Source organism: Jannaschia rubra (assembly GCF_001403735.1).
Taxonomy (GTDB): Bacteria; Pseudomonadota; Alphaproteobacteria; order Rhodobacterales; family Rhodobacteraceae; genus Jannaschia; species Jannaschia rubra.
This window is the reverse complement of record NZ_CXPG01000020.1, coordinates 136534-149413: the sequence shown is the minus strand read 5'-3', so window position 1 is coordinate 149413 and position 12880 is coordinate 136534. Positions and strand designations below refer to the sequence as shown.

At 67.3% G+C, this 12880-nt stretch carries 11 protein-coding genes; 9 read left to right on the top strand and 2 right to left on the bottom strand.

Features of this window, described 5'->3' with window-relative positions; all coding sequences use genetic code 11:
- Positions 1–100 precede the first annotated feature (100 nt).
- Positions 101–1120: a DUF2793 domain-containing protein gene (locus JAN5088_RS10380; RefSeq protein ID WP_082429942.1), complete on the top strand. Its 1020-nt coding sequence runs from the start codon at positions 101–103 to the stop codon at positions 1118–1120.
- 43 nt (positions 1121–1163) lie between these two features.
- Here the strand turns inward: JAN5088_RS10380 and JAN5088_RS10375 are convergent, their stop codons facing one another.
- On the bottom strand, positions 1164–1922 hold the full coding sequence (locus JAN5088_RS10375; RefSeq protein ID WP_055683318.1) for a DeoR/GlpR family DNA-binding transcription regulator: 759 nt from the start codon (positions 1920–1922) through the stop codon (positions 1164–1166).
- 225 nt (positions 1923–2147) lie between these two features.
- Here JAN5088_RS10375 and glpD point away from each other — a divergent pair, with 225 nt between their 5' ends.
- From glpD to glpK, 8 genes are all read left to right on the top strand, one after another.
- Complete coding sequence (glpD, locus tag JAN5088_RS10370; RefSeq protein ID WP_233489758.1) at positions 2148–3740, top strand: glycerol-3-phosphate dehydrogenase; 1593 nt, start codon at positions 2148–2150, stop codon at positions 3738–3740.
- Between the two features lie 14 nt (positions 3741–3754).
- Entirely contained in the window at positions 3755–4843 is a 1089-nt protein-coding gene (locus tag JAN5088_RS10365) for an ABC transporter ATP-binding protein (RefSeq protein ID WP_055682743.1), read from the top strand.
- Complete coding sequence (locus JAN5088_RS10360) at positions 4843–5928, top strand: ABC transporter ATP-binding protein (protein ID WP_055682742.1); 1086 nt, start codon at positions 4843–4845, stop codon at positions 5926–5928. Before JAN5088_RS10365 ends, JAN5088_RS10360 begins: the two co-directional genes overlap by 1 nt.
- Positions 5925–6797 carry a carbohydrate ABC transporter permease gene (locus JAN5088_RS10355; protein WP_055682741.1) on the top strand — a complete coding sequence of 291 codons (873 nt, stop codon included), beginning with the start codon at positions 5925–5927 and terminating at the stop codon, positions 6795–6797. The genes JAN5088_RS10360 and JAN5088_RS10355 overlap by 4 nt, the downstream gene beginning before the upstream one ends.
- A complete protein-coding gene (locus JAN5088_RS10350; RefSeq protein ID WP_055682740.1) occupies positions 6797–7678 on the top strand; it encodes a carbohydrate ABC transporter permease in 882 nt (293 codons plus the stop codon). Before JAN5088_RS10355 ends, JAN5088_RS10350 begins: the two co-directional genes overlap by 1 nt.
- 30 nt (positions 7679–7708) lie before the next feature.
- Complete coding sequence (locus JAN5088_RS10345) at positions 7709–7984, top strand: DUF2160 domain-containing protein (RefSeq protein WP_055682739.1); 276 nt, start codon at positions 7709–7711, stop codon at positions 7982–7984.
- A gap of 36 nt (positions 7985–8020) precedes the next feature.
- A complete protein-coding gene (locus tag JAN5088_RS10340) occupies positions 8021–9724 on the top strand; it encodes an ABC transporter substrate-binding protein (RefSeq protein ID WP_177220047.1) in 1704 nt (567 codons plus the stop codon).
- 63 nt (positions 9725–9787) lie between these two features.
- A complete protein-coding gene (glpK, locus tag JAN5088_RS10335) occupies positions 9788–11299 on the top strand; it encodes a glycerol kinase GlpK (RefSeq protein ID WP_055683316.1) in 1512 nt (503 codons plus the stop codon).
- 34 nt (positions 11300–11333) lie between these two features.
- On the opposite strand, the gene gdhA is transcribed toward glpK, so the two are convergent.
- A complete protein-coding gene (gdhA, locus tag JAN5088_RS10330) occupies positions 11334–12680 on the bottom strand; it encodes an NADP-specific glutamate dehydrogenase (protein ID WP_055682738.1) in 1347 nt (448 codons plus the stop codon).
- Positions 12681–12880 lie beyond the last annotated feature (200 nt).

Below are 12880 nucleotides of genomic sequence, written 5' to 3'. Positions count from 1 at the left end.
GCGGGTCGCGGGCCCCTGCGCGGCCTGCGGGGAGCGTTAAGAAACCGTTTACCGCTCGGGCTGAGTCTCCGAATCTTCGCAGCCCGGAGGTTTGCCCGACATGTCCCAACGAACGACCCTTCTTTCCATGCCCCTGATCCAGGCCGGTCAGGCGCAGAAGCACGTCACCCACAACGAGGCGCTGGTGATCCTGGACGCCCTGGTGCAGCCCGTCGCGCTGGACGCCGACCGGACCGAGCCGCCCGCCACGCCGGACGAGGGGGACCGGCATCTGGTGGCAGCCGGCGCCGCCGGGGCCTGGGCCGGACATGACGGCGACATCGCGGTGCTGGCCAATGGCGGCTGGCTGTTCCTCGCGCCGCAGGCGGGGTGGAAGGTGCATGTGCGCGCCCTGTCGGCGGAGCTGGTCTTCGACGGCACCCTCTGGGCACCTGCCGCCGCCGCGCCGGTGGCGACGCTGGGCGTCAACGCCACGGCGGACACGACGAACCGGCTGAGCGTGGCCGCCGATGGCACGTTGCTGACGCACGAGGGCGGCGACCACCGCCTGACCGTCAACAAGGCCACGGCGGGCGACACGGCAAGCCTGCTGTTCCAGACCGGCTGGTCGGGCCGGGCCGAGATGGGGACGGCGGGGACGGACGGCTTTTCGGTCAAGGTCAGCGCGGACGGCACCGACTGGCACGAGGGCGTCACCGTCGATGCCGCCTCCGGGGTGCCGGGCTTTCCGAGCCTGCCCTATTTCAGCGCGATCAAGCCGGGCGCCTGGGCCGAGATCACCACGCCCAACACCGACCTGCCTTTCGACACCGCGACTGCGAACGTGGGCGGCCATTTCAATACGGCGACCGGCGCCTTCGCCGCCCCTGTCGCCGGGCTCTATGCGTTTCTGATCAACGGGTTCCTGGCCGATACGACGGACGCGCGGATCTGCTATGCCATCAACGGCCTGTCGCAGGTCACGCAGATGCAGGTCCTGAAGGGCCCGATGCCGCTGTCGTTCCTTGCCGTCTTCGCGCTGGCGCCGGGCGACAGGGTGACGTGCCGGACGGGGAACCTGACGAAGTCGCTGCGCTATTTCCAGAGCCATACGGCGTTGTCGGGCTGGAAGATCGCCTGATCCGGCTGCGCGCCCTGCCTTCCGGGGCGGGGCGCGGCGGTGCTCAGGCGACGATCACCTGCGTCTGCCAGTCGTCGCAGCGGTGGCGAAGCGCGACGTCGGGGGCGCGGTCGGTGATGAACAGGTCGACCTCGGACAGCGAGGCGATGCGCGCGGGGGCGGTGCGCGACAGCTTGCTGTGGTCGGCCACCAGCATCGTGCGCCGGGACCGGGCGAGGATGGCGCGGCTGACGCCCACCTCCTGCACGTCGAAGTCGAGCATGTCGCCGTCGGGGTCGATGGCCGAACAGCCGATGACGCCGATGTCGAACTTGAACTGCCGGATCGCGGCCGTGGTGATGTCGCCCGTCAGCCCGCCGTCGGACTGGCGCAGCGATCCGCCGGTCACGATGACCTCGCAATCGGGGTTGCGCGACAGGATGTTGGCCACGTTCATGTTGTTGGTGACGACGAGCAGGTTGCGATGGTGCATGAGCTCGGTCGCCACGGCCTCGGTGCTGGTGCCGATGTTGAGGAAGACGGCGCAGTCCTCGGGGATGCGCGCGGCGCAGGCGCGGGCGATGGCGGTCTTGGCCTCGGCGTTGAGGCGTCGGCGCTCCTCGTAGCCGATGTTGACGGTGCCCGAGGGTAGGACGGCGCCACCGTGGACCCGTTCCAGCCGCCCGGCCTCGGCGAGGTCGGTGAGGTCGCGGCGAATCGTCTGGAGCGTGACACCGAAATGGTCGGCCAGCCCGTCGACGGTCACCTTGCCGTCGCGCCGTGCGATGTCGAGGATCTCGGGGTGGCGGATGGTCTGCGACACGGCGGAGGGCTCCGGGGCGGGGAAGGATCGTGTCATCATGGCAGAGGATCTTCGCTTTTGCACGGTTTTCGCGTCCGGGGGGATAAAGGAAGGCCGCTGGCGGACGTGACGCGGTGTCACACCGCGGGATTCCCACAATCCGAACACAAACGAAAATAGGCCTTGTTCTTTTCGGTGCGATGCGGCTAGGCTTTCTGCATGGCAAGGGATTTGGGAGGATCCGCCGTGACCCCCACCGACGACATTCGCGACCTGCTGGTCATCGGCGGCGGCATCAACGGCTGCGGCATCGCGCGCGACGCGGCCGGGCGGGGCCTGTCGGTCACGCTGGCCGAGATGTCGGACCTCGCCTCGGCCACCTCCTCGGCCTCGACCAAGCTGTTCCACGGCGGGTTGCGGTATCTGGAGTATTTCGAGTTCCGGCTGGTCCGCGAGAGCCTGGTGGAACGCGAGACGCTGCTGCGCGCGATGCCCCACATCTCCTGGCCCATGCGGTTCGTACTGCCTTACCACGCCGACATGCGATTCGAGAGCGATACGCCGACGTCGAAACTGCTGTCGGTGACGATGCCCTGGATGCGGGGGCGCAGGCCCGCCTGGCTGATCCGGCTGGGCCTGTTCTTCTACGACACGCTGGGCGGGCGGAAGATCCTGCCGGGGACGAAGACCGTCGATCTGGCCGGCACGCCCGAAGGCGCGCCGCTGCAGGGGCGGTTCGATCATGCCTACGAATATTCCGACTGCTGGGTGGAGGATTCGCGGCTTGTCGCGCTCAACGCCCGCGACGCGGAGGCGCGGGGCGCCACGATCCTGACGCGCACGAAGGTGACGGCCGCCGATCAGGTCGACGGCGTCTGGGACGTGACGCTGGAGGATACGGAGACGGGCGATGCACGCCATGTCCGCGCGCGGATGATCGTGAACGCCGGCGGGCCCTGGGTCGGCGACATCATCCGCAGCCGCGTCCGGTCGAACAGCCGGGACGGCGTGCGGTTGGTGCGCGGCAGCCATATCGTGACGCGGCGCCTGTTCGAGCACGACAAATGCTATTTCTTCCAGGGCACCGACGGGCGGATCATGTTCGCCATACCCTATGAGACCGACTTCACCCTGATCGGCACCACCGATTGCGACCATCCCGACCCTTCGGTCGAACCGGTCTGCACCGAGGACGAGAAGCGCTACATGGTGGATTTCGTGAACGGCTACCTGAAGCGGCCGATCACCACCGACGACATCGTCTGGACCTATTCCGGGGTGCGGCCGCTCTATGACGACGGGGCATCCTCGGCGACGGCGGCGACGCGGGACTATGTGCTGAAGGTCGATCGCAGCGCGGGCGCGCCGATGCTCAACATCTTCGGCGGCAAGATCACCACCTATCGCCGCCTGGCGGAAAGCGCGCTGGAGAAGATCGGCGGGGAACTGGGCGACCTGCCGGGCCCCTGGACGGCGGGCGTGCCGCTGCCGGGGGGCGATTTTCCGGTGGACGGCGTCGATGAACTGGTCGCGGAGTTGTCGCGGGGCTGGCCGTTCCTCGACCCCCGCTGGGCGCGGCGGCTGGTGCGGGCTTACGGCACCGATGCGCGCGACCTGCTTGGGGATGCGGTCCAGGCGTCGGACCTGGGGCGCGACTTCGGCGCGACGCTGACCGCGGCGGAAGTGGATTGGCTGATGGACCGCGAATACGCACGGACCGCGCAGGACGTGCTATGGAGGCGGTCCAAGCTGGGCCTGCGTCTGTCGGAGGCGCAGGCGGCCGATCTCGACGCCTACATGGCCGACCGTCGCGCGCGTCGCGCGCCGGCGGCGGAATAGCAGGGGAGAATGCGGTGACACTGACCCTCGATCAGGTGACGCTCAAGCCCGGCGCGCGGACCCATATCCACGAGACGTCCCTGACGCTCGAGAAGGGGACGATGAATGTGCTGCTGGGGCCGACGCTCGCGGGGAAGACCTCGCTGATGCGGCTGATGGCGGGGCTGGACCGGCCGACGGCGGGGCGCGTGCTGTGGAACGGCGAGGACGTGACCGGGATGCGGGTGCAGGACCGGGGCATCGCCATGGTCTATCAGCAGTTCATCAACTACCCCTCGATGACGGTCTACGACAACATCGCCTCGCCCATGCGCCTCATGGGGCTGGACGCGGGCGAGATCGACACGCGCGTCCGCGAGACGGCGGGGCTGATGAAGCTCACGCCCATGCTCGACCGCAAGCCGCTGGAATTGTCGGGCGGCCAGCAGCAGCGATGCGCGCTGGCGCGGGCGCTGGTGAAGAACGCGGGGCTGGTGCTGCTGGACGAGCCGCTGGCCAACCTCGACTACAAGCTGCGCGAGGAACTGCGGGCCGAGATCCCCCGCATCTTCGAGGCGTCGGGCTCCATCTTCGTCTATGCCACGACCGAGCCGGAGGAGGCGCTGCTGCTGGGGGGCAACTGCGCGACGCTCTGGGAAGGGCGGGTGACACAGTTCGGCCCGACGGCGGAGGTCTATCGCAAGCCCGCCGATGCGACGACGGCGCGGGTGTTCTCGGACCCGCCGATGAACTTCCTGCGGCTGGAAAAGCGCGGCGACACCTTCCGCTCGGCCGAGGGCGACAACATCCCCGCCACGGTGCTGGGCGGCGGCCTGGGCGACGGCACCTATCTGGCCGGGTTCCGGCCCAACCACCTGACGCTGGAAGCCGCGGGGCCCGCGGCGATCCGCTTCGACACCACGCTGGTCGTGACCGAGATCACCGGGTCCGAGACCTTCGTGCATCTGGACCACGCGGGCGAACGCTGGGTCGGGTTGATCCACGGCGTCCGCAAGCTGGAGCCGGGGGGGACGCTGCCCGTCCACCTGGACCCCGCGCGCATCTATCTGTTCGCCGAAGACGGCCGTCTGGTCGCCGGCGCCCCCTATGCGGAGGCCGCGTGATGGCGACGATCACCCTCGACAACCTGGCCCATTCCTATCTTCCCGATCCGAAGACGCCGGAGGACTTCGCCCTCAAGGAGCTGAACCACGACTGGGCCGATGGCGAGGCCTATGCCCTGCTCGGGTCGTCGGGATGCGGGAAGTCGACGCTGCTCAACATCATCTCGGGGCTGCTGATCCCGTCGCAGGGGCGCGTGCTGTTCGACGGGCGCGACGTGACGACGGCGCCCACGGCGGACCGCAACATCGCGCAGGTGTTCCAGTTTCCCGTCGTCTACGACACGATGACGGTGCGCGAGAACCTTGCCTTCCCCCTGCGAAACCGGGGGATGGAGGCGGAGGAGATCGCCCGTCGCGTGGGTCGCGTCGGCACCATGATCGGCATGGAGGCGGAGCTCGACCGCAAGGCGCGGGGCCTGACGGCGGATGCCAAGCAGAAGATCAGCCTGGGCCGTGGCATGGTGCGCGAGGACGTGAACGCCCTTTTGTTCGACGAGCCGCTGACCGTCATCGACCCGCACATGAAATGGGAGCTTCGGACTCAGCTCAAGAAGCTGCACCGCGATTTCGGGCATACGATGATCTATGTCACCCATGACCAGACCGAGGCGCTGACCTTCGCGGACAAGGTGGTGGTGATGTACGACGGCCGCGTCGTCCAGATCGGCACGCCGCAGGAACTGTTCGAGAGGCCCGCGCACACCTTCGTGGGCTATTTCATCGGCTCGCCCGGCATGAACCTGTTCGACGCGACGCTCGACGGGCGGCAAGCCCGGATCGGGGACGCGACAGTCGATCTGGGCGCGGCCTTCCGCCACCGGGGTCCGGTGCAGGTCGGCGTGCGGCCCGAGTTCATCCGGCTGGCCACGGGCGGCGAGGGCATTCCCGCGCGCCTGCGCCGGGTCGAGGACGTGGGACGCCACAAGATCGTCCGGCTCAACGTGGGCGGCACCGAGGTCAGCGCCATCGCCGACGAGGGCGAGGCGATCCCGGCCGACACCGACCGCATCCGCTTCGCGCCGGGCGCGGTCAACGTCTATGCCGACGCCTGGCGCCTGACGCCCGAGGGAGGGGACGCGCGATGAAGAAGACCGTCAATCAGAAGGCCTGGTTCCTGGTGCTGCCGGTGCTGGTGCTGGTCGCGTTCTCGGCGGTGATCCCGCTGATGACGGTGGTCAACTATTCGGTGCAGGACACCTTCGGCAACAACCAGTTCTTCTGGGCCGGCCTCGCCTGGTTCGACGACATGCTGCATTCCGACCGGATGTGGAACGCGCTAGGGCGGCAGATGACGTTCTCGGCGATCATCCTGGCGATCGAGGTGCCGCTGGGCATCTTCGTGGCGCTCAACATGCCGAAGAAGGGCTTCTGGTCGTCGTTCTGCCTTGTGACCATGTCGCTGCCGCTCCTGATCCCGTGGAACGTGGTGGGCACGATCTGGCAGATCTTCGGACGGGTCGACATCGGGCTGCTGGGCCATACGCTCGACGCGATGGGCATCGACTACAACTATACCCAGAACATCCTCGACGCCTGGGTGACGGTGATCGTGATGGATGTCTGGCACTGGACGTCGCTCGTGGCGCTGCTGGCCTATGCGGGGCTGCGGTCGATACCGGATGCGTATTATCAGGCCGCGCGCATCGATCAGGCGAGCCGCTGGGCCGTCTTCCGTTATATCGAGCTGCCCAAGATGGCGGGGGTGCTGATGATCGCGATCCTGCTGCGCTTCATGGACAGCTTCATGATCTATACCGAGCCGTTCGTCCTGACCGGCGGGGGGCCGGGCAACGCCACGACCTTCCTGTCGATCGACCTGGTCAAGATGGCGCTGGGCCAGTTCGACCTGGGGCCGGCGGCGGCGTTCAGCCTGATGTATTTCCTTGTCATCATGGCGATCTCATGGGTCTTCTACACCGTGATGACGACGCTCGACGCGCGGGAGGGCAAGTGATGTCGGACACCATTCCCGAAACCGTCCTGTCCAGCCGCGACATGACCATCGAAACGCCCCGCCGCGCCGCGCGCCGGTTCCGGCCATCCGGGTCGGCGGTGGTGATGGGGCTTTACCTGCTGTTCCTCATGCTGCCGATCTACTGGCTGCTGAACATGAGCCTGAAGACCAACTCCGAGATCCTGGGCACCTTCTCGCTCTGGCCACGCAACCTGACGCTGGCCAATTACGAGAAGATCCTGACCGACGCGAGCTGGTACATGGGGTATGTCAACTCGCTGATCTACGTGGTCATGAACACCGCCATCAGCCTCGCCGTGGCCCTGCCCGCCGCCTATGCGTTCAGCCGCTACAGCTTCGTGGGCGACAAGCACCTGTTCTTCTGGCTGCTGACGAACCGGATGGCGCCGCCCGCGGTCTTCGCGTTGCCGTTCTTCCAGCTCTATTCCTCCATCGGCCTCTTCGACACGCATATCGCGGTGGCGTTGGCGCATTGCCTGTTCAACGTGCCGCTGGCGGTCTGGATCCTGGAGGGGTTCATGCGCGGCGTCCCGCGCGAGATCGACGAGACGGCCTATATCGACGGCTATTCCTTCCCGCGCTTCTTCATCCGCATCTTCATGCCGCTGATCGCGAGCGGGATCGGCGTCGCGGCCTTCTTCTGCTTCATGTTCTCGTGGGTGGAGCTTCTCTTGTCGCGCACGCTGACCTCGGTGGACGCCAAGCCCATCGCCGCCACCATGACGCGCACCGTGGGCGCCGCGGGCGTCGACTGGGGCGTTCTGGCCGCCGCCGGCATGCTGACCATCGTGCCGGGAGCCTTGGTCATCTGGTTCGTGCGGAACTACATCGCCAAGGGTTTTGCGTTGGGGAGGGTGTGATGCAGGGGATTGCGGGAAAGGGAGATCGAGATGCTTGACTGGATGGCCTGGACATGGCCCACGGCGGCTTTCTTCCTCATCATCGCGGGGCTGCTTCTGGTGTTCACCGTGCTCGCGGTGAAGGTGCCCGAGACGCCGCGCAGGGGGGTCCTGCATATCGAAACGACGCGGGGTGACAGGCTGTTCATCACGCTTCTCGGCTCGGCCTTCATCAATCTGGCCTGGCTCGGGCTGGTGCCCGCCCCGCAGTGGGGGGCGCTGGCCGTCTGCGCGGTCTATGCCGCGGCGGTGTTCCGCTGGGTCTAGGCTGCAACCGAAGTTCATTTCCAGGGAGGGAAAGACATGAACAGGATACTGACAACAACCACGGCGATCGCGATCGGCCTTTCGGCCGTGCCCGCCTTCGCCGACATGGAGGCGGCCCGGCAGTTCCTCGACGAGGAGATCGACGGCGTCACCACGCTCACGCGCGAGGAGCAGGAAGCGGAGATGCAGTGGTTCATCGACGCGGCCGAACCGTTCCAGGGCATGGAGATCAACGTCGTCTCGGAGACCATCACGACGCACGAATACGAAGCGCAGGTCCTGGCTCCGGCCTTCACCGCGATCACCGGCATCAAGGTCAACCACGACCTGATCGGCGAGGGCGATGTGGTCGAGAAGCTTCAGACGCAGATGCAGTCGGGCGAGAACATCTATGACGCCTATGTCAACGACAGCGACCTGATCGGCACCCACTGGCGCTATCAACAGGTCCGCAACCTGACCGACTTCATGGCCGGCGACGGCGCGGACGTCACCTCGCCCACGCTCGACCTGGAGGACTTCATCGGGACGCAGTTCACCACCGCGCCCGACGGCGACCTCTATCAGCTGCCGGATCAGCAGTTCGCGAACCTCTACTGGTTCCGCTACGACTGGTTCAACGACGAGCAGATCAAGGCCGACTTCAAGGAGGCTTACGGCTACGACCTGGGCGTGCCGGTGAACTGGGCCGCCTATGAGGACATCGCTGAATTCTTCACCGGCCGCGAGATCGACGGCGTGTCGGTCTATGGCAACATGGACTACGGCAAGAAGGACCCGTCGCTGGGCTGGCGCTATACCGACGCCTGGATGTCCATGGCAGGCATGGGCGACAAGGGCGAACCCAACGGTCTGCCGGTCGACGAATGGGGCATCCGCGTCAACGAGAATTCGCAGCCCGTGGGCGCCTGCGTGGACCGGGGGGGTGCGACCAACTCGCCCGCGGCGGTCTATGCGGTCGACAAGGCGATCAAGTGGCTGCAGGAATACTCGCCGCCCTCGGCCGCCGGCATGACCTTCTCGGAAGCGGGGCCCGTGCCCGCGCAGGGCAACATCGCCCAGCAGATGTTCATGTACACCACGTTCGTGGCGCCGCTGGTCGCGTCCGACGCCGTGATGAACGAGGACGGAACGCCCAAGTGGCGGCTCGCCCCCAGCCCGCACGGCGTCTACTGGGAAGACGGGATGAAGGTCGGCTATCAGGACGTGGGCTCCTGGACGCTGATGGAATCGACCCCGCTCGACCGGGCGCAGGCGGCCTGGCTCTATGCGCAGTTCGTCACCTCCAAGACGGTGGACGTGAAGAAGGCCGACGTGGGCCTGACCTTCATCCGCGAGTCGACCATCAACTCCGACCACTTCTCGGAGCGGGCGGACAAGCTGGGCGGACTGGTGGAGTTCTACCGCTCGCCCGACCGCGTGCGCTGGTCGCCCACGGGGACGAACGTGCCGGACTATCCCAAGCTGGCACAGCTCTGGTGGCAGAACATCGGCGACGCCATGTCGGGGGCCAAGACCTCGCAGGAGGCGCTGGACCAGCTTTGCGCCGACATGGAGGACGTGATGGCCCGGCTGGAGCGGGCCGGCATCCAGGGCGACCTGGGCCCCGTGCTGAACGAGGAGCAGGAGGCCTCCTACTGGCTGGAGCAGCCGGGCGCGCCCAAGCCCAAGCTGGAGAACGAGGACGAGGAGCCGCAGACCATCGGCTATGATGAACTCGTGTCCTCCTGGACGCAGTAGGGCCGTGACACCGGGCCGGGGCGCATGCGTCCCGGCCCCACCCATGACGGAGGGATGGACCCGATGACCCACATCCTGGCGATAGATCAGGGCACGACGTCGAGCCGCGCCATCCTGTTCGACGAAGATCTGCGCGTCGCCGCCATCGCGCAGGAGGAGTTTCCGCAGCATTATCCCCAGTCGGGCTGGGTCGAGCACGACGTGGCCGACCTGTGGTCCACCACCGCCGGGACCTGCCGCGAGGTGATCGAACGCGCCGGCATCGACGCGCGCGACATCGCCGCCATCGGCATCACCAACCAGCGCGAAACCACGCTGGTCTGGGACCGCGAGACGGGCCAGCCCATCCACAACGCCATCGTCTGGCAGGACCGCCGGACCGCTCCGATCTGCGCCGAGTTGCGCGAGGCGGGGCATGAGGAGATGTTCACCGACCGCACGGGCCTGCTGCTCGATCCCTATTTCTCGGGGACGAAACTGAAATGGCTGCTCGACCATGTGGACGGCGCGCGCGACAAGGCGCGGGCGGGCAAGCTCCTGTTCGGGACGGTGGACAGCTTCCTCATCTGGAAGCTGACCGGCGGCAAGGCGCATGTCACCGACGCGACCAACGCGGCGCGCACGCTTCTTTACGACATCCGCAAGCACCGCTGGTCGCAGACAATCTGCGACCTGCTCGACATTCCCATCGACATGTTGCCCGAGGTGCGGGACTGCGCCGCCGATTTCGGCACCGCGCGGGAGGACCTGTTCGGCCGCCCAATCCCCATCCTGGGCGTAGCGGGCGACCAGCAGGCGGCGACCATCGGGCAGGCCTGTTTCGAGCCGGGGATGCTCAAATCGACCTATGGCACCGGGTGTTTCGCGCTGCTCAACACGGGCGACACGCCGGTGCGGTCGGAAAACCGACTGCTCACGACCATCGCCTATCAGCTGGACGGAAAGCCCACCTATGCGCTGGAAGGGTCCATCTTCATTGCGGGGGCCGTGGTGCAATGGCTGCGCGACGGGCTGAAGATCATCCGCGACGCGCGCGACACGAAGCCCCTGGCCGATGCCGCGGACGCATCGCAGGGCGTGGTGCTGGTGCCCGCCTTCACCGGTCTCGGCGCGCCCTACTGGGACGCCGAATGCCGGGGCGCGATCTTCGGGCTGACGCGCAATTCGGGCCCCGAGGAGCTGGCGCGCGCGGCGCTGGAATCCGTCGGCTACCAGACGCGCGACCTGCTGGAGGCGATGCAGCGCGACTGGGAGCGCCCGGCCGGGGGGCCCATCCTGCGCGTGGACGGCGGCATGAGCGTGTCCGACTGGACGATGCAGTTCCTCTCCGACATCATCGATGCGCCGGTGGACCGGCCCGCCACGTTGGAGACGACGGCGATGGGGGCGGCATGGCTCGCGGGGAGTCGCGCGGGCATCTATCCGGACCGCGACGGCTTTGCCGCCATGTGGCAGCTGGAGCGGCAGTTCACCCCTTCGATGCCCGAGGATCGGCGCAAGGAGCGTTATGCCGCCTGGACGCGCGCCATCGCCGCGGCGCAGGCCTTCGGCGCGCCGGGCGGGACGTCGTCCTGACGGTGGCGGCCCCCCGCGCGGGGGCCGACCGGGGTCAGATCACGCCCAGGGCGCGCATCGCTTCCGATACGCGGATGAAGCCCGCGATGTTGGCACCCGCCACATAATTGCCAGGCATGCCGTAGTCGTCGGCCGTCTCGGCGCAGCGGTCGTGGATCGCGGCCATGATGGTCGCCAGCCGCGCCTCGGTCTGCTCGAAGGTCCAGCTGTCGCGCGAGGCGTTCTGCTGCATTTCCAGCGCGCTGGTCGCCACGCCGCCCGCGTTGCTGGCCTTGCCCGGCGCGAACAGCACGCCCGCCTTCTGGAACAGGCGGACCGCCTCGGGCGTCGTGGGCATGTTCGCCCCCTCGCCCACGGCGATGCAGCCGTTACCGATCAACGCCTTGGCGTCCGCGCCGTTCAGCTCGTTCTGGGTGGCCGAGGGCATGGCGATGTCGCAGGGGACGGTCCAGATGCGCCCGTCCTCGATATAGGTCGCGTTGCCCTTGCGGAGCTTCTTGTAGGTCGAGATGCGTTCGCGCCGCACTTCCTTGATCTCCTTGACGAGATCGAGGTCGATGCCGTCCTCGTCCACCACGATGCCGTTCGAATCCGAACAGGCGACGACCTTGCCGCCGAACTGGATCACCTTTTCCATCGTATAGACGGCCACGTTGCCGCTGCCCGAGACGACGACCCGCTTGCCCTCCAGGCTGTCGCCCTTGGTGGCCAGCATGCTCTGGACGAAATATGTCGTGCCATAGCCCGTGGCCTCGCGCCGGACGCGGCTGCCGCCCCACCGCAGGCCCTTGCCCGTCAGCACGCCCGATTCGTAGCGGTTGGTGATGCGCTTGTACTGGCCGAACATGAAGCCGATCTCGCGCTGGCCCACGCCGATGTCGCCGGCCGGCACGTCGGTGTATTCGCCGATATGGCGATAGAGCTCGGTCATGAGCGACTGGCAGAAACGCATGATCTCGCCTTCGGACCGGCCGCGGGGGTTGAAGTCGGACCCGCCCTTGCCTCCGCCGATGGGCATGCCGGTCAGGGCGTTCTTGAACGTCTGCTCGAAGCCCAGGAACTTGACGATGCCGAGCGACACGCTGGGATGGAACCGGAGCCCGCCCTTGTAGGGGCCAAGGGCCGAATTGAACTCCACCCGGAAGCCGCGGTTGATCTGCACGCAGCCGTCGTCGTCGACCCAGGGCACGCGGAAGATGATCTGGCGTTCCGGCTCGCAGATGCGTTCCAGCAGGGCATCCTGCGCGTAGTCTGGGTGCCGGGCGAGTACCACGCCCAGGCTTTCCAGCACCTCGCGCGTGGCCTGGTGGAACTCGGTCTCGCCCGGGTTCCGGCGCATGACCTCGGCCATGACCGGTTCCAGCTTCTCGTCGATCGCCATTCTGTCCCTTTCTCGTGTCGATACCGGTTCGGCCCCCGCGGGGGGATCGCCCGGCCTTGAACATCCGGTTCCGTCTTACCCGTCCGTCGGGCGACGGCAATGGCCGCACGGCATTTCCCGCGCTCCCGCGACCATCCTTGACCGAGGTTAATGATCCGCCGCGGCGGCGGGTCCAGATGGTGTGCAGGACTTCGGCAACC